Origin of the sequence: Crocosphaera chwakensis CCY0110, assembly GCF_000169335.1 — a bacterium.
GTDB lineage: Bacteria > Cyanobacteriota > Cyanobacteriia > Cyanobacteriales > Microcystaceae > Crocosphaera > Crocosphaera chwakensis.
The window spans coordinates 89,077-113,917 of record NZ_AAXW01000007.1 but is presented as its reverse complement, the minus strand read 5'-3'; the positions used below and the strand labels follow the sequence as shown (position 1 = coordinate 113,917).

Here is a 24,841-nt window from a genome sequence, read left to right as displayed (position 1 = left end):
CTTTTCTTATTGTAACCTTTTTTTGTAGTTAAAATCTAAAAGATTGTTGATTTTTTTATAAAATATCTTTACGTTTTTGCAAAATATAAGTTACACCCCAATAAAGAAAACTATGTAATAATAATAAGCCCCAATTGATTAATAAATTGCTAGAATCAGCAGCATAAACTTCCGTAGGAATATCAACAGGAACCTCCACTGGAGCAGGATTTAGTGGGGAAATAGGTTTAGCTTCAGGAATCATAGAGGGAATATCTACCAAACTACCTAATGCACCTACTGACCAACGACTAATCATTAACCACGAGAATAGTTTGCCAATACCTGTCATTTTAAACAAAACCCCTGAAAAGATAATTTGAGGCAATAATAATAATGGTAACGAACTGTTAGCTTGAGTAATATTTTTTACAAATGCAGACACCATAATTCCTAAACCAATAGTAGAAAACAGCGTCAAGAATAGTGTTATTTCAGTCCCTAATATCCAAGTAAATTGATTAGATTCTGGTGCTTTAAAACAAATTAAAATTGTTAGAGATATGAGTAAACTTTGTAAAAATCCTAAGATTCCTAAAATAGAAGCTTTGGATGCTAAATAAGCGCAAATTCCTAGATTAACTAATCTTTCTCGTTGATAAATTTTGGATTCTTTAACGATTTCTTGTAAAGAACTTGCTAATCCTACCCAAATGGCTGCACAGGTAAAAACGAACAAAACTTTTAAAGATAAAGTTGCAAAACTTGGGTCATTGTCATCCGCTAAATTGAAGGGAATTATATCGGATAAGGCAATTCTCATAGCTATAATTCCCAAAGGTGCAGTGATTAAAGTTAAACCAATATTCAAAGGGTCTCGTAATAGTAATTGACCATATCTTTGAGATAAAATAGAAAACTGTTGTAAGAAAGAACTGTTTACTTTTTTAGGTTTAGATTTTTGATTAGTTTGGGTCGATACTTGTACTAAGTGTTGAGTAATATATTTATCATAAAAATTAGAATCATCTTTAAAGCGTATGGATTCTTCTTCTACTTTATTTTTATCTTCAAGATGAATATAAATATTAGCAAAATTATTACTTTTGAGTCCAAAAAAAGTTATAGCTTCTTGGGGAGGTCCAAAATAACAGAGATTTCCTCCTTTTCCCAAAAAAACTAAGCGATCGCAAAGATGAATATTTAAAGTGGTATGAGTGACTAAAATAATAGTTCGTCCTTCTTCAGATAATGTTTTAAGTAATTCCATCATTTTTTTATCTAATCCTGGATCAAGGCCAGAAGTTGGTTCATCCAAGAAGAAAAGTTTAGGATCTGCTAATAATTCAACCCCCATACTCACCCGTTTAAGTTGTCCTCCACTGAGATTTTTAACTAAAGTATTTTCTCTTTCTTTTAACTCAATTTGTGTTAATACTTTCTCTCTTTCTTGTTCAATATTGATGTCAAAAGGTAAGCGTAATTTAGCTGCATAGTCTAAAACTTCTTTAACTGTCAAATTAGAATGGACAATATCATATTGAGGCACATAACCGATCAGATTACGATAAATATTAAAATTTTTTCGTAAATCTTCTCCATTTAATTCAACGATTCCATTATTGACTGGTTCAAGTCCTAATAGAGTTCGCATTAAAGTTGATTTTCCAGCACCACTTCCCCCAACAATGACAACAAATTGACCAGGATCGATAGGTAAAGAAATATCAGTTAATAACGTAATATTTTTACCCTGTTTATCTTTAACAACTCGATGTAAATTTTTAGCATCAAGACGAATATTATCACCAGTATCTGCAATCAGTAAATCATCTCCTTGCAAAATTAATGTATAAGGTCCTATACGAATAGTCGAACCATTAAAAAGAATTGCTTGATTAGTTACTTTTTGCCCGTTAACAAATACCCCATTAGTGCTACGATCTGTTAGGATATATTTACCTTGATTATTACTATCAATTATGGCGTGATAACGGGAAACAGTTGGTGCATCTAACCGTAAATTAGCTTGAGTATCTCGACCAATAACAACTGACTTATTTTTAAGAGAAATAGATGTTGTCTTTAAGGGTTTTAAGGTTTGATTAGCACTAGGATTAGAATAAGTAATAATAATATGATTACCCGTAACTGTTCCGATAGTAATTTCCATCCCGTCTTGTAACAATAATCCTTCTTTAGGTGTAATTAAAGTATTATTTGAAAATAAGCGATTACTACTAGGTTTAACTTGATCACCATCATAAATTCGGTAATCATTTCCTTCTGTAGTAAAAGACGCTTGACAACCACTAACTAGCATCCAAGTCTTACTTTCAGGAACAACAAGATCAGCTTTTTCAGCATTTCTTCCTAAACGATGCAAATCTCTTGTTAACTCGAAAGGACCTAAAATTTCCCCCTGATTATTTCTTAGAATAATCGAAGGAATTTGAGCTAAAACTGTTTTTGAACCTGAAGCATTGGTCATAATAATATCTCCTAAACAAAATTAATTTTTAATCATTTTATAAAAATAGAGAATCTCTGACAATTCTTTATCAGAGAGTATAAGCTTGTTATTAGCTAAAAATCTAGATTTCTTAGTCACAGTTAGGACAATTGATTAGTTGTTTTTCTAGCTTCAATTTCGTTATAAACTGCAAAAAACTATCATAATCGCTTTCCACTTGATTAGCGTAATCAAAAGCTACTTCTTTAACTAATTCACGAAATTCTTTATGTTTTCCATTAGTCAGTTGTGTTACTTCCTTTTCAAACGAATAGGGAATATATTTTTCTTCAAAATCTTTATCAGCACGAGCATGATCAGTGGCTAAAATTTTACCCCATAGTTTCGCAATTTCCAATAAATCAGATTGCTTTGCATTGGCAAAAGTAAAAGCATTACCTTCCTTATCTTCAAGATCATCTAATGATGCTTTATTCGGAGACATTTCTCTAACAGAATAGTAACCAGAAAACTCGCCATTTTTATCAGAAAGATACATCCATCCTAAGAAATCATCAGTATGTTTTGTTAAAGCACGATAAGCGATCGCATGACGTTGTGCATCATTATCAAAAAACTTATCATAAGTAGCTTTTTCTGTTGAATTAAAGACATGGTAAGGTGTTGGTTTAGATTGACGCTTAATATCCAAAATGCGATCATCTTCTAAAGAATCTGATTCTCCCTCAAGTAATATATAATAACGAGGAGTGCCTAAAGATCCCAATCCAGCTTTTAACCTTGGGGCAATATCTTTAACTTTAAAATAATTTTCATTGTACTCAAGTTTACCTGTCAAAGTATTACCATAAGCTTTCATTTGAGAGGTTATGGCTTCTTTTTCTTCTAGAGATGCGATACCTAATATATCTCTTTCTTTAGGTGTTTTAAAGCGTTTTCGATCCTTTTCATCTATTGTCCATTTTTCAAGTAGCTTGTTACGACTTTTTTTTTCAGCATATTCAATAAGTTCCTTTATTTCTCCCTCAGTATTTTTGTTAGTAAAATAAGTTTTGGTTTCGTCGTTATTTCCTTGATATTCAGCTAAAGTATCTAGATAAGATTCAGTAAATTTATCAATCACATCAGCAATTTGATTCTTTTCATCTAAATTTAAAGTGGTGGTATGACTATTACTTATAGAAAGAATAATACTGGTAGCCATACGCCATACATCATATTGATAGTTAGAAATAACTGATTCATCAAAGTCATTAAGATCAAAAATCACTTCATTTTCATCATTATGATAGGCTCCAAAATTATCTACGTGCAAGTCACCAGATATCCAGATATTCGTCTGTTCACTAGAAAATTTACTGAATCGATTATCTTTTGAAAAATCATCCCAAAATAAATAATTAGTTGCTCGATAAAAAGGAAAAGCAGCACACGCAATACGGCAATATTTTTCATATTTTATATCATTTTTTAATTGATTGTTTGCTTCTTGTATTTTTTCCACTACTTCCTTATTTTTATTTTGATTATGTTCCCCTTTAGCTAAAACCGAAATAGGAAATAGACAAAAATTGATTAAAATAATGACGATAAAAAGAGTTAACAATCCTATCAAAGATATATATTTATTTTTCATACATTTTAAATCAAATAAGATACTTTTTTAGCCTATCATAATAGTCTTAATGGGGATTAAAAAAAATGTAAATAAATCAAGCTAATATTCTTATGTTTTGTGAACCAATGTAAATAATTGTTTTCAATTTGATAAAGAAAGAACTTTAACTATTTCTCCTCGATCAATTTTGGTTACTCCTATTGGTAAAATAGCTAAAGCATTGGTTAAGGCTAAGTTAATTAAATTCGCTGAATTCTGACTGCCTTGGGCTAAGGTAAATACATATTCACCATTAATTAATTTTAACTGACCCCAAATGTAAGTTTCTCTTTGACCTTTAGAAGATAAATTATCTTGAGATTTGACGGTGATTAATTTAGGTTCATAATCCCCTTGAATTCCTGATAATTTATCTAAAGCCAGTTTAACAAATCGCCAACAACTAACCAAAGCAGACACAGGATTTCCCGGTAGTCCAAAATAAATACATCCGTTATCAAATTTAGCCACTGTCAACGGTTTTCCTGGTTTCATCGCAACACCATTAACCATGATTTTCCCTCCTAATTCAGCTAAAATACTATTAATATAATCATAATCACCAACAGAAACCCCACCGGTAGAAAGAACAAAATCTGCTGTATTGATAGCTTTTCTAATTTTCTGTTTAATTATTTCAGGTTCATCCTTAACAATACCGAAAGAAATAGGAATTCCCCCATTATTAAGAATAAATGCTTTAAGTGCATATTGATTAGAATCAATAATTTGTTCAGGATTTAACTTTTCAGTTGGGGCGATTAATTCATTTCCAGTCGAGAGAATAGCCACACGAGGACGACGATAAACTGTTACAGTAGAACATTGTGCCGTTGCTAAAATAGCCATTTCTGACTCATTAATATAACTACCTGGATTTAATAAAATATTACCAGCTTGATAAAAACTGCCTTGTTTTCTAACAAATTCTCCGAGATAATTAGGAGGGGATAAGATAGTAACTTTTCTTCCTTCCTTGCGAGTATTTTCCTGCATGATAATCGTGTCAACCCCATCAGGTAACATCGCTCCAGTAAAAATGCGACAAGCTTCCCCTGATTGAATTGATTGTTTCGGGTTAATTCCTGCAGGAATCTCTGCTACAATATCTAAAGTTATAGGATAGTCGGAGTTTGACTGTTTAACATCTTCAAAACGAATCCCATAACCATCCATGGCGGAATTATCCCAATAAGGAAAATTCAAGGGACTACTAATAGATTGAGCCAAAATTCTTCCCGTTGCTTCATCAAGGGAAATACTGTCTGTCTCTTGTAAACTTTCTACTAACTTTAAAATAATTGTTTGGGCTTCTTGAACAGAAATTATAGTCATGGTCTTTAATTTTAAATTGATAAAAAGTTATCCTAATCATAAAAGATTTTCTATTTAATTTTATCCTCTATACTAGCTTTAACTTGATTAGATTAAGCTTTCCTCTTCTAAAATAAGTATAAATTGCTATATTGTTAAACCAAAAATGTGCTAAAAGAGTGGCAATGGGGATTTAAAGATGCTATGCACCAGTGCAGGAACAAAAACCTAAATCAAATAGAGGCATTATTGAGTCGCTACGGATTCGAGATCAAAGAAGTTAGCATTTCTGAGGTAATCGAAAATGGGTAGCATCTTACTCAGTTTATTGGATTCGTCTGGCTATTGTCGAAGCTCTCTATCAAGGACGTTATAAAGCCATTTCTGTTGAGCATATTCTTGCTCTTTGGAAACGCCTGGGACATCCTACTTATCATTTTACCTACGAGTTTGAACGATTTATTACCCGTAATCTTTTTGTTGAAGATATCAGCAATCACAAAATAATCGAAGAGCAACAACCAGAAGAAAAGTCATCCACTCCAGACAAACCAATAGAACCTGCTCCAAAAAATAATATTACCTTAACGCCGATTCAAGAATTAGTTAAAAAAATAGAGATTCCTATTTTGATCGCCACTGAGAAACTAAATCACAAAACTGAGAGAAAAGAAGAGTTAAACGGTGCGGTTGCTGAAAAAGTAGATCAAAAAAATATTGCCATCACCAAGGAAGTATTAAAGTCTCAAACCACCTTAACTCAAGAAAAGACCTCTCGTACCATTAACCAATTTACCCCCCATTGCGATGCTTCAAATTTTTATGGAAAATTGAGGGCTGTCGCCTATCAAGAACTAGAAGAAGATCAAGATAATTAGTGACTCATCATCCTCCCTAACTTTTCATCCTATCCTCAGACTGAACCCCCCTGAAATGTTATTTTTCTCGAAATTTAGGGAATCCTATAACTGTAACACTGTAATTAGTCACTTTATTGAAGATGCAATGATGACAGCTTCCTATCCCCCTCAAAACCCAATTTCCATACCAGAATTTACACCCTCAAGACAAACCAGTTTCTTTGATACCCTCAAACAACCTAGATTTAGTGGTCAACTAATCCTGACCAATAGTAAAGGAGAAAAGTGGTTTTTTTACTTATATTTAGGGCGAATTATGTACGCCACTGGGGGAACCCATCCCGTTAGACGGTGGAGAAGACATATTGCCCGTTATTTGCCCGAAATTGCCTCTAAATTATCCTCCTTGCAGCTAGATTTAGCCAGTTTAGGGAATCAAGACTTTCGCTTATGTTGGGAATATCAACTGTTGTGTTTGTGGGTAGAACAACAGAAAATTAGTCGCGAACAAGCAGCTAGAATGATTCGTTCTATCATTATCGAAGTGCTATTTGATATCACCCAAACGATGGAAGTGACTTGTGAACTCAGACAAGATAACTTGCTTTCAACTCGTTTGGTGTTAATCGATGCCGATCAATTGATTAACGAAGCCTATAAACAATGGCAAGCTTGGCAAGAGGCAAAAGTCGCCGATCGCTCCCCCAACTCCGCTCCCATCATTAGACAAGCTGAAGAATTACAACAGCGTACCTCTCCCCAAGTCTATCAAACCTTAAAACAACTCCTAGACGGCAATCAAACCCTACGGGATCTCTCGGTACGGATGAAACGGGATGTAGTTACCGTTACCAGTTCCCTACTGCCCTATGTCCAGATGGGGTTAGTAGAATTAATCGCCATCGAAGACTTATCTCCTCCCGTTTCTATTCCCACTCCCACCGCCACCGTCGCCACCCCAGAGGTTTCCGTTGGTCCATTGGTGGCTTGTGTAGATGATAGTCCCTTGATGTGTCAAACCCTAGAGAAAATTCTGGTAGGGGCTAATTACCAATTTTTAGGCATTAACGATCCCTTAAGAGCGATCGCTATCTTATTAGCCCGTAAACCAGCCATTATTTTCCTAGATTTGGTTATGCCCAACGCCAACGGCTACGAAATTTGCGGACAACTGAGAAAACTTTCCTTTTTCCGTAATACACCCATCATTATTCTTACTGGTAATGATGGCATTGTGGATCGAGTTCGGGCCAAAATGGTGGGTTCAACGGATTTTATGAGTAAACCCGTTAATCCTGACTTAGTTTTAAGTGCCATTCGCAAATATCTTAAACAAGAAAACGTCGCTTAAAGGAAATTGAAACATTTTCCTTTGTAAATTTTACGCACCCTATCCATTCAAAATGTTACTTTCCTTAGGGTTTTAGGGAATTGTAAGACTATAGAACCACCTTAATCAAACATTAATAGAGGCAAAAATTATCATGGGAACCGTCCTTGTCATTGAAGATTCTTTAACCGAACGAGAAATTATTACTCAATATTTAAAAATTGCAGGTATTACGGCTGCTATTGCCAGTAGTGGAGAAGAAGCCCTAGAAAAATTGAATGGAGAATTGCCTGATCTCATTGTATTGGATGTCGTTTTACCCGGAGTGAGTGGCTTTGAAATCTGTCGAGCGATCAAAGCCGAAGAACGTACCAGTAAAATCCCGATCATTATTTGTTCCACCAAAAATACTGATATGGACAAATTTTGGGGCAAACGCCAGGGCGCAGATGCTTACATTCCCAAACCCATCGATCAAGATACCTTTCTCAGCACCATTAAACAACTTATTCCCTAAATTTACTCAGTAAGCCTCATCACAGGAGTCAAGTATTGTGGTTCAACATGGATTTTCTCAGATCAACTCGACAACAACCTCCCTAGAAAGCCAAGAACGTTATCAATTAGAGCAATTTTTACGATTCCAGTTAGTTCCAGATACCACCTTACTCTTACCCGTTGACCAATTAACCGAAGTTATTACCATTCCCCTCGGTCAAATTGTTCCCATTCCTCAAACCCCCTCTTGGGTAATGGGAGTCTATAACTGGCGTGGAGAAATTCTCTGGATTATCGATTTAGGAGAATTATTGGGGTTAACCCCTTGGCATCAACAGCCCCAAGTGACTCCCATTTATCGAACGATTGTCCTTCATTCAGGTAAAACTTCCCACAAAGTCGCTAAAGCCCATCGTCAGCATATCGGGGCGGTAGTTAGTCAAGTCGATGATATGGAATGGTGTAATCCTAATGAGATTCAATCTCCTTCGGGATCAGCAGCGAATTCTGGCTTAGCGGCCTTTCTGCGAGGTTATTGGTTACCACCCCGTGGAGATATGTTAGTGGTTCTCGATGGAGAAGCCATTCTCGCAGCCATGCCTAAACCTAATGATTAAAGTATTTAATCCAAAGTCTTTACAAAAGACTAAACAACAGAAGCATCAATATCTGTCTCGCTTATTTTGCCAATTGTATCAATGGCCGATTGCTTAATTTCAACAGTTTAACCATTTTTTAGGTGCTTTATTCTTGGTTTCTTTGCTATTTATCTTCCTACTTCTAACTCTTAACACCGAATTTAGGTTCTTAGTCCCTCTTTATTGAAATTTACTCTTTGGTTAACGTTATGACTCAGACTTCTCCTAACCCAAATTCCCAGAATAATAACGAAAGCAACGGTTTTGTTTCTCAAGACATTTCACTAGAAAACAATCAATCCTCAGACACCCTTGACACCGAAAGCAACGAATCCCAAATTCTAGCCATTGAAAGCGAAGTTACCCTTCCCTCTGAACCGCCTAGAGAAAAACCAAACACCGCCACCCCTACCTCGCAAAATTGGCCAGTCATTAAATGGTGGCAAGATTTAACCCTACGTTCCAAAAGTATTATCGCTACCACAGCTATTGGTATTATTCCAGTGATTGCAGTGGGTTCTTTAACCTATAGTATTTCTAATAAGATTACCTACCATCAGGCCAAAGAAACAGAAATTTCCCGTGCAGTTGGGATAAGTGATCAACTGTCTCGGTTTATGAACGATCACTATCTCAATATCCAAGCGTTAGCCACCTTAGACACCTTTACTAAAGCTGAGTTAAGAAATCAGGTTTCTCCTCAAGAAAAACAAAAAGTCTTAGATAATTATATTAATCTTTATCAGTTGTATGACAGTATTGCTGTCTTTGATTTACAAGGGAATGTCATTGGTCAATCCAAAGGAACTCCTCTGAAAAATTATAAAGATCGTAGTTATTTCCAAGAAGTTCTTAATACCAAATCAGCTACTGTTACTCAACCACTCATTTCCGCCACAGAAGGGACATTTAACGTCTATTTTGCTGCCCCTGTCCGAGATAGTCAGACAGGGGATATTGTTGCCGTAATTCGTTCAAGAATGCCCGTTCAACACCTGCAAAAAGTGGTGAAACAGGGAATGAAACAAGGAGAAGATATTTACTTAGTCAATAAGAATGAAGAGGTTTTTCTCGCTCCAGACGGAATTCAAGTAACCCAGACCAATACTGCTGGTAAAGCTGATGAGAGAAGCAAGCAGTTTGAACACCAAGCGGTTAAAGCTTCCTCATTATTTTCTGTTTATTCTATCCTTGAGGAGCGACAAAAACCAGCAGCAAAGCTAGGTGCAGAAGACTTAGTGGCTTTATCCCCTTTTACTAAGGTTGATAAGCTACCTGATCTAGGATGGAATACCGTAGTTACCCTCGATAATGCTGTCGCCTTTGCTGCTCAACGACAACTACTAACAGCCATCTTTTTAGGAACCTTAGTAACTGCCGGGTTAGCAGGGGCTTTAGCCCTTCTGCTTTCTGAACAAATGACCCGTCCTGTACACCGTGTCATCTCTGCTGTCAAGAAAATTGGAGAAGGGGACTTAGACGTAGAAGTTGAAGTATTAGGTGATGATGAGTTCGCTACTTTAGCCAAAAATGTCAACACCATGACCCGACGAATTCATCGCTTAGTAGATAAACAAATCTCATCGACTCTACAAGCGAACCTTTTAGCCGAAATTGCCAGTAGCATCATTACTGATCGCCTTGCCTTACAACGGATTCTTGATCAAGCTGTAGAGGGTATTCGGACAGTTCTAGGGGTTGATCGGGTGGTAATTTATGAATTTAATGTTGATGGCAGTGCCTTTATTTCCTATGAATCGGTCAATCCAGCTTATCCCAGTGCTAAAGAATTGCAAATCGACGATCGCTGTATTCCTCCAGAAATTATGGAAGAATATCGTCAAGGACGAGTAGTGCCTACTGATAATGTCCATGAAGCTGGCTTTCATCCTGAACACCATCAACTCATGGAACAGTTGCATATCGATGCCAATTTAGTAGTTCCTATTATCAAACAAAAAGATGTATTCGGCTTATTAATCGCCCATCATTGTCAAGGAACTCATCAATGGGAAAAGGAAGAAGTTAGCTTTATGCAGCGTGTAGCCGAACAGTTAAACATTATCCTTGACCGTATTACCCTGCAACAACAACAAAGAGCCGATGCTAAACTGGGCCAGATGTTACGGAATATTAGCGTTAAAATTGCGGCCGGCCTCAACACCGAAGAAGTGATGCAGATAGCTGTTGAACAAATGCGTCGCGCTCTGAAAACTGATCGAGTTGTTGTTTATACTTTCGATGAGCAATGGATAGGAACCATTGTGGCTGAAAACGTAGCAGATGGATATCCCAAGGCGTTAAATGCCAAGATTATGGACCCTTGTTTTGCCACTAAATTCGTCGATAAATACCTCAATGGTCGAGTTCAGGCAACGCCGGATATTTATAATGCAGGACTGACCGAATGTCACCTTAAGGAACTAGAACCCTTTAAAGTTCGTGCTAATTTAGTTGCTCCTATAATTTGCAACGGAAAATTATTAGGGTTATATATTGCCCATGAATGTTCGGGACCAAGAAACTGGAATCCTTCAGAAATTAGCTTTTTCTCCCAAGTCGCAGCCCAAATCGGTTTTGCTCTAGAAAGGGCTGATCTGCTCGAACAACAAAGAATTTCTGAACAAGAACAGAGAACCGCAAAAGAACAATTACAACGACGGGCATTAGAATTACTCATGGAAGTTGATCCCGTTTCCCAAGGGGATCTCACCATTCGGGCAAGAGTAACAGAGGATGAAATTGGTACGATTGCCGACTCTTATAACGCCACCATTGAAAACCTAAGAAAAATTGTAAACCAGGTACAAAACGCTACCGGACAACTCTCAGACACCACCAACAAAAACGAGTCTGCTATTCGTTCCTTATCTCAAGAAGCCTTTGAACAGGCGCAGGATATCTCTGCAGCCCTAGATAAACTGCAAGCCATGAACGACTCTATTCGCACCGTTGCTGCTAACGCTGAATTAGCTGAAGCTACCGTACAACAAGCTACCGAAACCGTAGAACACGGAGAAGATGCTATGAACCGTACAGTAGACGGGATTATGGCTATTCGACAGACAGTAGCAGAAACCGCCAAAAAAGTAAAACGGTTAGGGGAGTCATCCCAGAAAATTTCTAAAGTGGTGAACTTAATTAGTAGTTTTGCTGATCAGACTAACTTATTGGCGTTGAATGCTTCGATTGAGGCAGCACACGCAGGAGAAGAAGGACGAGGCTTTGCGGTGGTAGCTGAGGAAGTGCGATCGCTGGCTCGTCAGTCTGCTTCAGCGACAGCAGAAATTGAAGCCCTCGTTGCCGGTATTCAAACGGAAACCAACGAAGTAGTGGCTGCTATGGAAGCAGGGACAGAACAGGTAGTAACTGGAACAAAATTAGTTGATGAAACCCGTAAGAGTCTTAATAAAATTACGGCCGCAAGTATTCAAATTAGCGAATTAGTTGAAGCCATTACCCGTTCTGCCATTGAACAGTCCCAAACCAGTCAAACTGTAACCCAAACCATGACTCAAGTGGCAGCCATCTCGGATAAAACCTCCAGTGAAGCAGCACAAGTGTCCGACTCATTCGGAGAACTCTTAGCTGTTGCTCAGTCCTTACAAGATAGTATTCGTCAATTTAAAGTCCAGTAGTTGCCAAAGAAAGTTTGAGAAGATCATTGACATTTTTCTTCTCACTCTTGTCCTTTCCATATCCCAACAAGACTTATCCCATGACTCAGACCCCTTCCAAACCCACGACCCAAAAAACTGCTGATAATTGGAGTAACCCTAATACCGACTCCAGTTCTTCTGCCAGTCCATTAAACTTACCACAAGATTCTCTTCCTAACTCCCCAGAAACAGTAACCTTTGAACCCCAAACTTTTTGGTGGCAACGGTTAAGTCTTAGGGCAAAAGCAGCTATCATCGCCGTAACTATTGGTGTGGTTCCCGTTTTTGCCATTGGTTCTATTGACTATTTCATTGCTCGAAAGTCTATGGTTCAGCAAATTAAACAAGAAAGTCAAGACGATGCCATTACCCTAGCAGAACAGATTAAATTATTCATAGCAGAACGGTATGACGATATTCAGTTATTGGCTAATCTTCCTGTCTTTACCGATCCTCGGATTGCTGCTGCTACTTCTACTGAAGAAAAACAAAAACTATTAGCTGAATATATTCAATCAACAGGAACTTATCAAGACGCTATTTTGTTTAACCTTAATGGGGATGCCATTGTTCATTCCCAAGGGAAAAGTATTCCCAACCATAAAGATTCTCCTTATATTAGCAAGGTTTTGCAAACGGGTAAACCATTTATCTATAAACCTAGTGCTGCTAAATTGCCAAAAGGTTCGATTAAAATTGTCGCTCCAGTCAAAGATAAAACTACTGGCAAAATGATTGGGGTTATGCGCTTGGGAATGCCTGTTAGTAATTTAGACAAAGTGGTTGATGCTTATTCTTTACTCAAAAAAGATTATAAATTAATTGACAATTTTGATGCTTATTTTATCGCACCAGATGCTAAATATATTGGTAAAAACCCCAAACAAGAATTTCAATATTTCTCTCAAAAGTCTTTTGATCACAAAGCTCATACTTGGAAAGATATCAGTCAAATCACAGGTCAAAAAATCTTAGGTGCCTACGCTCCTATCAGTAATGTGGCTAATTTTCCTGATTTGAATTGGGGCGTAATTATTGAAGCTGACACAAAAACAGTTTTAGCTGCTCAAAGACAGTTATTATTAACAATTGCTTTGGGAACATCGGCTGCCAGTCTTTTATGGGCATTAATTGCTGTTTTATTAGCTAATCGTTTGACTCTTCCTATTGTTCAGGCAACAAACGCTCTAGCAAAAATTGGTCAGGGAGAATGGGATACTCGTCTAAAAGTTTCAGGAACCGACGAATTAGGACAATTGGGAACAAATATCAACAGAATGTCCAGACAACTTAAACAGTTCAGTGAAAAACAAGCGGATTTAGTTGAAAAATCCCGTTGGTTAGTTAAAATCAATGGCATGGTTGCTACCAATGAAGAGGAAGTTAGAAAACAGTTCGATCAGATATTAAGCAAAGCAAAAGAAATGTTAGGGTTAGATCGCCTTGTTATCTATCGTTTTAACGACGATTGGAGCGGTTATATTGCGAATGAAGCTGTTTCTCCTGGTTGGCCTGTTGCTCTCAATGAAATAATTAACGATTCTTGTATTAGCACAGAATTACTCGAAGCGTACCAAAAAGGGCGAGTGGTTCCCACTGAGGATGTGTTTGCAGCAGGATTTCACCCTGATCATCAACAGTTAATGACACAACTAAAAATTAAAGCTAATTTAGTTGTTCCTGTGATCAATCAAGGTCAACTGTTTGGTTTATTAATCGGCCATTATTGTCGGACGACCCATCAATGGCAAGAAGAGGAAATTAACTTCATGCGCCAGTTAGCAGCCCAATTAGGGTCTGTTCTTGATCGGGTCAGTTTATTACAAACCCAAATTGCTGAAAATAAACGCTCCCAAGTGTTAAAAGATTTGGTGTTGAAATTGATTGGGTTATCTCAAACTCACATTATTTTTGATACGGCTGTGGAAGAAATTCGTCAAGCCATTCAATGCGATCGCGTAATTATTTATGAGTTTGATGAAAATTGGCAAGGGTTAATTATAGCTGAATCTGTAGATGAACGTTATCCTAAAGCTTTAGGCGCATCTATTGAAGACCCTTGTTTTGCCGAAAACTATGTAGATAAATATCGTCAAGGAAGGGTTCAAGCCACAGATAATATTTATAATGCAGGTCTAACCCAATGCCATCTTCAACAGTTAGAACCGTTTGCAGTTCAGGCTAATTTAGTTACCCCCATCGTTGTTAACGGGGAACTGTTGGGGTTACTCATTGCCCATCATTGTGAATCTCCCCGTCATTGGCAACAGCCTGAAATTGATTTTATGACTCAGGCAGCCATTCAAGTCGGGGTAATTTTAGAACGGGCTAACTTGATTCAACAACAAGCAATTGCCCAAGAAGAACAACGTCTTGCTAAAGAAATGCTACAAGCAAGAGCAATGGAACTGATTACAGAAGTAGAACCCATTAGTCACGGCGATCTCACAATTCGGGCTAAAATTACTGAAGATGAAATTGGTACCATCGCTGACTCGTATAACGTCACAGTGGATAACTTGCGTCGTTTGGTCTTGAACGTAAAAACTGCTGCACAACAATTTTCTAGCACCACCGAAAATAATGAACATTTGATTGAAACGGTCGCTGAGCAAGCTCTTAAACAAGTTGAAAAAATTGCTGTAGCTGGCGATCGCCTCATGGCGATGAATCATTCGATTAATTTAGTCGCCGAAAATGCTCAACAAACCCTTATGGCTTTTCAAAGAGCTTCTGAGACAGTGACAGTGGGAGAAAATGCCATGAATGAAACCGTAGAGGGGATGATAGCGATTAAAGATACGGTATCAGAAACCACTAAAAAGATACAAAACTTAGGAGAATCATCTCAGAAGATTTCTAAAGTGGTTAGTTTAATTAGTCGTTTTGCTGCCCAAACCCACTTATTAGCGTTAAAAGCTTCTATTGAAGCAGCCCGTGCAGGGGAACAGGGACGAGGTTTTGCAGTGATTGCCGATGAAGTGCGAAGTTTGGCTACCAGTTCAGCTGAAGCTACGGCAGAAATTGAAACCTTGGTCAATAGTATTCAAACGGAAACCAAAGAAGTGACCCAAACCATGAAAACGGGAACCGACCAAGTGTTGCGGGGAACCGAATTAGTTGAACAAACTCGCCATAGTCTTCAAGAAATAACCGTAGCTTCTGGGCAGATTAATGCGTTAGTTAGTGCCATTTCTCAAGCTGCTCAAGAACAATCTTTAACCTCCGAATCTATGAACGAGGTTATGGGAGAAGTCTCGGCCATTACTCACAATACTTCTGTTTCTGCTACTCATCTTGCTGACTCTTTCCAAGAAGTTCTTGCCCTTGCTCAACAGTTACAAGCCAATGTTGAACAGTTTAAAGTCAAATAAGCAACAGGGAATAGGCAATAAGCATTCTAACAATCATTAATGTCTCCCTTTGCTTCCCCTACTCCCTTCTGCTTCCTAATTCCCTCAAAAACCATGATGAACTCTGATATCCGCGATCAAGCCTATCAATTTTTTATTGAAGAAGCCCCTGAACTTCTTCAAATCATTGAAACTGGACTACTCAATCTCAAAGAAGAGCGTGATAAATCCAAGGTTCATGAAATTATGCGGGCTGCTCATTCTATTAAAGGTGGCTCTGCTAGTGTAGAACTCAATACCATTAAAATCCTCTCTCATCGTCTTGAAGATATTTTTAAAGCCTTGTATGACGAGACGGTGATCATTGATGATGATTTAGAAAGCTTGTTGTTAGAGGCGTTTGATCGCTTGCGTGATCCGTTAGAAGAACAAATGACAACAGGGAGTTTTGACGAAGAGCAGGCTATAGAAACCGCTCTTCCTGTGTTTGCAGCCATTGAAGAGATTTTAGGGGATAGTATGGCTCAAGGAGAACAATACATTCCCTCTTCAGCAGATTTGGGTATCGATATTGTTTCTTCTTTGTTTGAAGTGGATGTCGCTCAGGGTTTAGCAGATATTGAAAATGCCTTGGCTTCTGGGAATAATGAACAAATTGCTCAAACCTTACGAGATCAAGGAGAAGTGTTTACTGGATTCGCTGAACTCCTTGCATTACCAGGGTTTGGAGAGATTGTCCAAACAATCTTACAAGCTCTCAATGCTGTTCCATCAGAGGCTGTAACCATTGCTCAAGTGGCCTTAGGGGATTTAAAACAGAGTCAGCATTTAGTTTTAGTGGAAGGCGATCGCATTTCGGGGGGTCAACCGTCTGAACAGTTGTTAAGTTTGGCTAATGGAAATCTGGTTGAGACACCCACATCAGCCCTATCTCCCTCCGTCGTAGAAACTTCTCCAGAACCTTCTTTAGAAGACAATTCTGTCCTCTCTTTAGATAATCTTTTCCAAGATCCAGAAGAGGAAGCAAACTCATTATTGTTCTCTGATAATGAGACTGTGAATGAGGTAAATACTGTCGATCATCAAGAAGTTCTAGAAGAGACAGCCGAGAGCATTCTAGATTTTGCCAACGCGCCTCCATTAGATGATATTTTTGGCTCAACTGGTACCGAAATAGAAGAACCAGACTGGGCAGGGGTTCCGGCTTTAGATGATGTTTTTGGAGAACCCTCTCATGAGCCATCGGAGTCAGTTGAAGAGATGCCGTTTGCTGCCTCTCTCAATGATTTGTTTGATCAAGTAGAAACCCCAACGGAAGAAACGGAAGAACCGTTATCTTTAGAAATTAATGAAATAGATATTCAAGAAAATCTCAATACTTTTGTTGAGTCGGTAGAAAATGTTTTTGACACTTTACCTACTGTTGAAGAAGAGAATAACCAATCCGCTTCACAAAAACTACTTTCTCCTAAAACTGTCAAACAATCTTTTCATAATACTCGTTCAACTCGTTCTTTTAAAGATCATACGAAAACCAGAAGTTCGAGGCAACAAGAAGGATCAGAAACACAAAAAACGGCTCCCCCCCTCTCGGTTAGAGTCGATTTTAACCGATTAGAAAGAATGAATAACTTAGTTGGGGAATTAGTGATTAATCGTAATAGTTTATCGCTACAAAATGATCAATTACAAAATAAAGTAAAAGACTTACTAAATCGATTTTCTTACTTTCAACAAATTACCAATACCCTTAAACAATTATCAGACCAAATGGTAATTGCCCCTGAACGTTATGGGGCTATCCGAGTGACGGGACAAGCTGTAAATCGACAGAATGTTTTTGCTCGTTCCCCCTTTTCTCCTCCTTCTGAATCTTCTGATTTTGATTCTTTGGAAATGGATTCCTATAGCACTGTTTATTCTATTGTACAGAGTTTACTAGAAGAAATGATGCAATTAGAGGAATCGGTAGATGATATTGTTCTATTTGCTCGTTCCTCTAATCAAACCTTAGAACAACAAAGGCAAATGCTCACCTCACTTCGTGATGAATTAATGTGGGCAAGAATGTTACCTCTAGGGGAAGTATTAAACCGTTTTCCTAGAGTCCTCAGAGATTTATCTAATAAATACAATAAACCAGTTAAATTAAAGTTAACAGGCACTTCAGTTTTAGTCGATAAAGCAGCTTTAGAAAAACTTTATGATCCTTTGCAACATCTTCTAAGAAATGGCTTCGATCATGGCATTGAACCCCCAGAAATTCGTCGCAAGTTGGGCAAACCAGAACAGGGACAAATTGAAATTCAAGCCTATCACCAAGGTAACCAAACCATCATTGAAATGCAAGACGACGGCGGGGGTTTAGACTTGGAAAAAATTGCTAAAAAAGCCGTTGAAGCAGGCTTAGTAACCCCAGAACAGGTGGCTGTGATGACAAAAGAAGCGCTACAAGATATCATTTTCGAGCCGGGATTTTCTACTGCGAGTCAAGTCAGTGAGCTTTCTGGTCGTGGGGTTGGTTTAGATGTGGTCAGAGAACAATTACGGGCTTTAAAAGGAACGGTTTCGGTGAGTTCTATTTCTGGCAAAGGAACTACTTTTACCCTCCGTTTACCTTTTACTTTAACCATTTCCAAACTATTAGTTTGTCTGATTCAACAGCATAATTATCATCAAGGATCAGCCATTGCTCTACCCTCCGATAGCATTGAAGAAATCATTATGCCAGAACCTGAACAGATAAAAACGTCAGGAGACCAACGGTTTCTGGCTTGGCAAAAACATATTATCCCCATTTATCCACTACAAAATTTACTTGAGTATCATAGTCCTTGTCCTGAAGGGTTTGCATCTCAGTCCCTGCAAGGAATCATGACTCCAGATAATTGGGGTTCACCCTTGTTAATTTTGCGACGAGGAGAGCGTTTATACGCTCTAGAAGTGAATCGTTTAGTCACCGAACAAGAATTAGTAATTAAACCCTTTGGTAAAGCGATCGCAGTCCCTGCTTACATTTATGGTTGCACCATTTTAGGGGATGGAACTTTAATTCCTGTAGTCAACGGAACGGTATTACTCGAAGAATGTTTAGAGGCTTACAATGCTTTAGGAAAATCGGCAGGTATCATAGTAGAAGCTTCTGGCGATAAATCTCATACTCCCACACCAATTGCACAAAATCCTACTATTTTAGTGGTCGATGACTCAGCAGCCTTACGACGGACTTTAGCATTAACTTTACAAAAATCGGGGTATCGGGTTCTACAAGCTAGGGATGGTAGAGAAGCCTTAGAACAATTGCAACAGCCAGGGATTCAACTGGTAATTTGTGATGTAGAAATGCCTAATATGAATGGATTTGAATTTTTGGGGCAGCGTCGTCGTGACCCTGAATTAATGAAAATTCCTGTGGCAATGTTAACATCTCGAAGCAGTGAAAAACACCGTCAGTTAGCCACCCGTTTAGGAGCAAGTGCTTACTTTACTAAACCTTATATCGAACAACAATTCCTCGAAACGATTAAAAATATGATTACCGATTAACACTAATCAGTATTTATTATCCTAAAAACTATGACTACTAAAACCACTTCTTATTACACAGCCAACGTTGATCCCTCTTTAGAGGAAGTCGAAACCCGTCGCCGTCAGTTGTTGATCTTTAAAATAGGGACACTTCATTTAGCATTATCTGTAGAATCGGTCAAAAAAATCACTCACTATATTCCTATGCAAGGGAGTGGCATCACTGACGTAGGATTAATTCATGTTGATGAAATGGAAATTACAGCGATTGATCTTCACAAACGTCTCTTTAACATCTCTCAACCGCCAATGTCAGGGCGACAGTTTCTAATCTTAGCTAAAAATAGTATTGACGAATTGTTTGGAATTTTAGTCCCTCAAACCCCATCTCTCGTTGAATTACCTCTGAGTCAGATTCGCACTTTACCTAATTCGTATCGTAGTGGAGATACCTTAGAGATAGCGAGTCATGTGACGAGAGTGCAAGAAAATGAGCAATTATTAACTGTATTCATTTTAGATGTTGATCGTTTAGTTCCACCGATGGGCATGGAAAACTTTGTGTTTTAGAAAAGGAACGGGCAACAGACAACAGTATTTTCTTATCTTGTTTAGTCTTTCACTGAGGTTACTGATGACTGATAACTCACCAATCAAAGCAGATTTGATCTATCCTAAAATTTGAGTATTGTGTGTCTGGTGTGAGGAAAATCATGGTAAATCGTGAAAAGGGATCTAAAGCAGCCCGAAAAAAAATATTGAGGTTACCTTTGTTAGCTTCAATAGTTTACGGTTGTTCTCAGGGAATTGTTGGTTGGAGTTTAATGGAAAGTTTCTTGATACCTGCTAGTTTAGCGCAAGAAGTTAATCAAGAAGGGATTGAGCCTCTGGAGGTTCCAGAATCGCCCCCGGCTACCTTTGGAGATGAAAATATTCCCCCAGGCACTGAGCAACCTCCTTTGTTTGATGTTAGAACCTCAGAACAGTTTAATCTCTATCGTTTAGCCATTGGGGATGCGATTAACGTTAGAGTTCTAGATTTTGATGAATTTAGTTTTTCAGGGGCGATCGACCCTGAAGGTAAAATTCGCGTTCCTTTTCTTGGGGAAATCTCTGTTGTGGGACTGACTCTAGATGAAGTAGAAACTAAAATGGCTTACGAATTAGGACAGCGTTATTTACAAGAACCGCCAGAAGTGATTGCTGTTCTATCGGGACCACGTCCGGTACAGTTAACGATTTTAGGAGAAGTCAGTCGTCCTGGTTATTACTTTTTTGCTCCAGGGATTACCTTGAATAATGTGATCACAGGGGTCGGGGGTAGTACCCCAGAAGCGGACTTGCGATCAATTATTATTCGCCGTCCTTTAGTAGATGGCACCATACTAGAGGAACGGGTTGATTTGTATAGTCCCTTAATTGAAGGCTCTCGTTTACCATCATTTCGCCTACAGGGAGGGGACACCATTATTGTTTCTAAACTAGATGCAGGACAAAAAGACTATGATCGAACGTTAATTTCTAAAACCAATTTAGCACAACCGACAATTATCGTCCGTGTCTTACTGCCAACTAATCCCATTGGCTTAGCTGTTCGCAATATCACCCTCCCCAATGGAAGTACCTTTTTAGATGCAGTTGCTGCTTTACCACCGAGTAGTCCTTTGATCACTAAAGAAGAAGTAACGTTACTGAGATTTGATCCTGAACAAGGTAAAGTGGTAACACAAGGCTTAAATCCCATTCAAACAGTAGAAAATCTCGACGTAACTCAATATGTTACCCTTCAAAATGAAGATGTAATTGTTGTCAGTAGAACCCTATTAGGTAAGGTGTTAGCTGCTTTCCGAGTTATTACTCAGCCAATTCGAGATGTGTTAGGCTTGAGTAACTTTATTATTAGTTTACCTAATAATAGAGTCTTTGGTGGTAATAGTAATAACGGCAACGACTTTAGATTTTAGATAGTTAGGAGTCTATGGAAACAACGGAACTGAAAAGAGAGATTGAATTGATTGGTTCGCGCCTGGGGAAAACCCAGGACTATCTTTGACTTACCTGCGCTCAAAGCAAATATTAAAAATCTAGAAAATACAGCAGCACAACCTCAATTTTGGGATGAGCCTGAAACGGCTCAAAAAACTTTACAAAAATTAAATGATCTCAAATCACAATTAGAACAGTATCAACAATGGTGTGAGCAGTTGGAAGACACTGAGGCGATCGCTGAATTATTGGAATTAGAAGACGATACGACTCTGCGTCGAGAGGCTCAAGAGAATATTACTCAACTTAACCATAATCTTGATCGCTGGGAATTACAACAGTTATTATCGGGAATTTATGATACTAAAGGGGCCGTCTTAACCATTAATGCTGGTGCTGGCGGTACAGATGCTCAAGACTGGGCGCAAATGCTCCTGAGAATGTACACTCGTTGGGGAGAACAACAGGGGTACAAGGTGAATTTAACGGAACTATCAGAAGGAGACGAAGCGGGAATTAAATCAGCGACCCTAGAAATAGAAGGCTGTTATGCGTTTGGTTATTTAAAGGGAGAAAAAGGAACCCACCGACTGGTAAGAATTTCTCCGTTTAATGCTAATGGAAAACGCCAAACCAGTTTCGCTGGGGTCGAAGTCATGCCGATGTTAGAAGAGGATGATCTTAAGGTAGATATTCCAGATAAAGATTTAGATATTAGCACCTCTCGTTCTGGGGGAAAGGGAGGCCAAAATGTTAATAAGGTAGAAACAGCAGTGAGAATTGTCCATGTTCCTACGGGTATTGCAGTTCGTTGTACTCAAGAACGTTCTCAACTCCAAAATAAAGAAAAAGCCCTAGCTTTATTGAAGGCAAAATTATTAATTATTGCTCAAGAACAACGAGCGCAAGAAATAGCTGAAATTCGTGGGGATATGGTAGAAGCAGCTTGGGGGAATCAAATTCGTAATTATGTTTTCCATCCTTATCAGATGGTAAAAGATTTACGAACGAATGTAGAGACAACAGATGTTACTGGGGTGATGGATGGTAATTTAGATTCCTTTATTGAAGCTTATTTGCGTTATGATACGATGTCAGATATTTAGGGTTGGTTGAATTTGAGAGTTTAAATTCTTACTGACCTGTAACTTTTCTATTTCTTATCGCAGCTTTTTAATAAGTTTCTGTTAAGTTAAAATAATTGGCACTAACTCGGATATGATAAGTAATTAATTTTGCCTTAAATAATAATATTAGCAATGACTTTTTTCTGAAAATGTAGATGTAGTATCTTCTTCTAAAACTGGTAGCTTTAATAATATTCCTGCAACAAACCAATAGTAAACAGCAACTGGATCAACAGCCAGAGGATAATAATAAGGATTATAACTAATAAATAAAATAAAAATCCATAAAGATAGTCCCAGACCTCGCAATGGGGGGGTTTTGAGAGAACGATAAGCTTTAAAAGTAAGAACAGTTATAGTAGTGACAACCGTTAAAAATGCCAAATATCCTAAAATCCCTATTTCATAAATTAGTTGAACAGGGAAAGTTTCTACCAGCTGAATTGATCCTAAACGGCGAGCAGCACTAAGAGTTTTTCCTAGTCCATGACCTAATAAAGTAATGCGATCGTGAGTTAACCATTGTATTTGTTTGGCTATAAATTCGTGGGGAGGTGCATATTGCCAACGTTGAACAAAATTAGCCACTCTTTCATCAATTAAACCAATTTGAGTCGTAATGATAGCAGTTAAAATAAAGATAATGGCTAATTTAATCAAGAAGTTTTTATTTTTCTTTTGTGTCAAAAGAAAAAGCAGTAAATAAATAATAGGCACTAATAATAAGGCCGCCCTTTGCCCTGAAATTAATGTAGCAACCAGGACAGTAATAATAGAGGTACAACCTACACTTTTCCAAAAACGAGAAGGGTCACTTAAAGTAACACCATAAGTGATAAAACTACTAGCGATCAAAAACCAAGCCCATTGCCAAGGAGCCACAAAAGTTCCTGGTAGTCGAATTAAGTTTTTTCCAGGATTATAAAGTAAAGAACCTCCTACAAAACATTGGGCGCGTAAACTAGCAGAAGTATTAGAAGGAACAGGCAATTCACTATTACCTGGGCAAATACCATACACTAATAATAAATATTGAATTAAACATAAAATGCAAGCGATACTAATTATAAGAACTAATATTCGATTTAGCCAAAGTAATTTTTTTTGATTATTTAGATAGTAATAAGCACAAAAAATTAAGGGAATGTAACCTAACCAAACCTTTAAACCTACTAATCCCATTAAAATAATTCTATCCTCAGAATTAGCAAAATCTTGAGGAAAATTGATAAAAAAGAAAGTTAAAAAACAAGTTAATGTAAAGAAAGCAAGAGCAATTAATAAAGGTTTGAATGTTAATGGTTTCTTAGTCCAGATTCGATAACTAACACAAATTCCTAGTAAAGCAGGTAGATAAAAAACATTTTTAGCTAAATGAAACAAAGAATAAGAGCCTGTATAAATAACACCCTTACCAAATGCCTGGAAAGCACCCGCTAAAGCATAAGTAATGGTTCCTCCTAAAGGAAGATAAATTAAAAAAACTAATAATCCCCATCGAGGAAAACAATAAGATAATACTAGACAAGGAACTAATAAAGCTCCCATAATAGCAGTTTTAGTTCCCCCTATTAAGAGAAAGAAAGAACTAACAAAAACTGTTGTAAATAAAAGAGTGATAAATATAATTATTTGTTTTTCATTTTTCATATTTTGAAATTAAATTTTATTGTTTTACTTTAAATAAGCTATTTCAGTGTAATTCCTTTTCCTTTTTCATTAAATTCGATGACAGTGTTTTCTGATAATTCATGAGTGGTCATCGCAGTTAAAATATCTAAAGGAATAGTTAAATGATGCGCCCCTGCTTTTAAAGCTGCGGCCGCTTCTTCTGGTGATTTTAAACTCGCTGCTAAAATTTCAGTGTCACTTTCTTCTAATACTTTGGCCATCTCTTCAACTAAAGCTAAACCATCCCCTAATAAACGAGTTGCGCGGTTGACATACGCGATCGCATATTTAGCTCCTGCTTCTTTAGCAATGGCAGCTTGTGCGGTACTATAAATAGCAGTAACAGCACAAGGAATATTAGGAGATAAGGTGGCTGTCACTTGAAACCCGATGGTTGTTGCAGGAATTTTTAAGACGGTTTTTTCTCCTATTAATTCATAGGCTTTTTGTGCTTCTGCGATCATGGTTTCAACTTCAGTTGCTGTTAACTGATAATACAGTTCTCCAGGACTCAAATACGCTAATTCTTGTAAGGTTTCTTCTGGAGAAAAGTCACTTTTTGCCAATATAGTTGGATTTGTGGTAATACCTTTTACCCATCCATATGTTATGGCAGCTTTCACATCTTCGATAATAGCTGAGTCAATATAAATCATAATTATCAATTATAAAACTACTACATAATAACAGGTTTTTGTCTTGTCGTCTTGTTACTTTATAAATTGATGGGATAAATATTCATATTTTATGCTGTGATCATTTTTTTAT

Annotated in this window: 15 protein-coding genes; 10 read left to right on the top strand and 5 right to left on the bottom strand. The window is 37.6% G+C overall.

Going from position 1 to position 24,841, the window contains the following annotated elements; translation table 11 throughout:
- Positions 1-55 precede the first annotated feature (55 nt).
- The 3 genes from CY0110_RS06670 to CY0110_RS06660 form a co-directional block, all read right to left on the bottom strand.
- A complete protein-coding gene (locus CY0110_RS06670; RefSeq protein ID WP_008274592.1) occupies positions 56-2,470 on the bottom strand; it encodes an ATP-binding cassette domain-containing protein in 2,415 nt (804 codons plus the stop codon).
- 112 nt (positions 2,471-2,582) lie between these two features.
- Positions 2,583-4,088: a DUF2252 domain-containing protein gene (locus tag CY0110_RS06665; protein WP_008274591.1), complete on the bottom strand. Its 1,506-nt coding sequence runs from the start codon at positions 4,086-4,088 to the stop codon at positions 2,583-2,585.
- A gap of 123 nt (positions 4,089-4,211) precedes the next feature.
- Positions 4,212-5,438 (bottom strand): molybdopterin molybdotransferase MoeA, encoded by a 1,227-nt coding sequence (locus CY0110_RS06660; RefSeq protein ID WP_035798739.1) that lies wholly within the window; start codon positions 5,436-5,438, stop codon positions 4,212-4,214.
- 614 nt (positions 5,439-6,052) lie between these two features.
- Between CY0110_RS06660 and CY0110_RS30815 the strand changes: the two genes are divergently transcribed.
- From CY0110_RS30815 to prfB, 10 genes are all read left to right on the top strand, one after another.
- Positions 6,053-6,301 carry a hypothetical protein gene (locus tag CY0110_RS30815; RefSeq protein WP_008274589.1) on the top strand — a complete coding sequence of 83 codons (249 nt, stop codon included), beginning with the start codon at positions 6,053-6,055 and terminating at the stop codon, positions 6,299-6,301.
- Positions 6,302-6,428: 127 nt separating this feature from the next.
- Entirely contained in the window at positions 6,429-7,634 is a 1,206-nt protein-coding gene (locus CY0110_RS06650) for a response regulator (RefSeq protein ID WP_008274587.1), read from the top strand.
- Positions 7,635-7,767: 133 nt separating this feature from the next.
- Positions 7,768-8,130, top strand: coding sequence for a response regulator transcription factor (locus CY0110_RS06645; RefSeq protein ID WP_008274586.1), 363 nt, complete (start codon positions 7,768-7,770; stop codon positions 8,128-8,130).
- A gap of 37 nt (positions 8,131-8,167) precedes the next feature.
- Complete coding sequence (locus CY0110_RS06640; RefSeq protein ID WP_008274585.1) at positions 8,168-8,728, top strand: chemotaxis protein CheW; 561 nt, start codon at positions 8,168-8,170, stop codon at positions 8,726-8,728.
- A 230-nt stretch (positions 8,729-8,958) separates the two neighbouring features.
- Positions 8,959-12,387 carry a methyl-accepting chemotaxis protein gene (locus tag CY0110_RS06635; protein ID WP_008274583.1) on the top strand — a complete coding sequence of 1,143 codons (3,429 nt, stop codon included), beginning with the start codon at positions 8,959-8,961 and terminating at the stop codon, positions 12,385-12,387.
- A gap of 80 nt (positions 12,388-12,467) precedes the next feature.
- The gene (locus tag CY0110_RS06630; protein WP_008274582.1) at positions 12,468-15,782 is read left to right on the top strand and encodes a GAF domain-containing protein; all 3,315 of its coding nucleotides are present in this window, start codon (positions 12,468-12,470) and stop codon (positions 15,780-15,782) included.
- A gap of 93 nt (positions 15,783-15,875) precedes the next feature.
- Positions 15,876-19,307: a hybrid sensor histidine kinase/response regulator gene (locus tag CY0110_RS06625; protein WP_035798735.1), complete on the top strand. Its 3,432-nt coding sequence runs from the start codon at positions 15,876-15,878 to the stop codon at positions 19,305-19,307.
- A gap of 30 nt (positions 19,308-19,337) precedes the next feature.
- Positions 19,338-19,859 (top strand): chemotaxis protein CheW, encoded by a 522-nt coding sequence (locus tag CY0110_RS06620; RefSeq protein WP_008274579.1) that lies wholly within the window; start codon positions 19,338-19,340, stop codon positions 19,857-19,859.
- 143 nt (positions 19,860-20,002) lie between these two features.
- Complete coding sequence (locus CY0110_RS06615) at positions 20,003-21,253, top strand: polysaccharide biosynthesis/export family protein (RefSeq protein WP_008274577.1); 1,251 nt, start codon at positions 20,003-20,005, stop codon at positions 21,251-21,253.
- Positions 21,254-21,267: 14 nt separating this feature from the next.
- A protein-coding gene (gene prfB, locus CY0110_RS06610) for a peptide chain release factor 2 (protein ID WP_157464546.1) occupies positions 21,268-22,381 on the top strand; the annotation gives its coding sequence in 2 pieces (ribosomal slippage) (positions 21,268-21,339 and positions 21,341-22,381; 1,113 coding nt in all).
- Between the two features lie 147 nt (positions 22,382-22,528).
- Here the strand turns inward: prfB and CY0110_RS06605 are convergent.
- Both CY0110_RS06605 and CY0110_RS06600 read right to left on the bottom strand, forming a co-directional pair.
- Entirely contained in the window at positions 22,529-23,950 is a 1,422-nt protein-coding gene (locus CY0110_RS06605; RefSeq protein ID WP_232285694.1) for a hypothetical protein, read from the bottom strand.
- A 140-nt stretch (positions 23,951-24,090) separates the two neighbouring features.
- A complete protein-coding gene (locus tag CY0110_RS06600; protein WP_008274572.1) occupies positions 24,091-24,729 on the bottom strand; it encodes a transaldolase family protein in 639 nt (212 codons plus the stop codon).
- Between the last annotated feature and the right edge of the window lie 112 nt (positions 24,730-24,841).

Bases quoted from the DNA above. Each gene is read 5' to 3' on its own strand.
- CY0110_RS06670 (WP_008274592.1), bottom strand. From the start codon at position 2,470: ATGACCAATGCTTCAGGTTCAAAAACAGTTTTAGCTCAAATTCCTTCG.
- CY0110_RS06665 (WP_008274591.1), bottom strand. From the start codon at position 4,088: ATGAAAAATAAATATATATCTTTGATAGGATTGTTAACTCTTTTTATC.
- CY0110_RS06650 (WP_008274587.1), top strand. From the start codon at position 6,429: ATGATGACAGCTTCCTATCCCCCTCAAAACCCAATTTCCATACCAGAA.
- CY0110_RS06645 (WP_008274586.1), top strand. From the start codon at position 7,768: ATGGGAACCGTCCTTGTCATTGAAGATTCTTTAACCGAACGAGAAATT.
- CY0110_RS06635 (WP_008274583.1), top strand. From the start codon at position 8,959: ATGACTCAGACTTCTCCTAACCCAAATTCCCAGAATAATAACGAAAGC.
- CY0110_RS06630 (WP_008274582.1), top strand. From the start codon at position 12,468: ATGACTCAGACCCCTTCCAAACCCACGACCCAAAAAACTGCTGATAAT.
- CY0110_RS06625 (WP_035798735.1), top strand. From the start codon at position 15,876: ATGATGAACTCTGATATCCGCGATCAAGCCTATCAATTTTTTATTGAA.
- CY0110_RS06620 (WP_008274579.1), top strand. From the start codon at position 19,338: ATGACTACTAAAACCACTTCTTATTACACAGCCAACGTTGATCCCTCT.
- CY0110_RS06615 (WP_008274577.1), top strand. From the start codon at position 20,003: ATGGTAAATCGTGAAAAGGGATCTAAAGCAGCCCGAAAAAAAATATTG.
- CY0110_RS06605 (WP_232285694.1), bottom strand. From the start codon at position 23,950: ATGGGAGCTTTATTAGTTCCTTGTCTAGTATTATCTTATTGTTTTCCT.
- CY0110_RS06600 (WP_008274572.1), bottom strand. From the start codon at position 24,729: ATGATTTATATTGACTCAGCTATTATCGAAGATGTGAAAGCTGCCATA.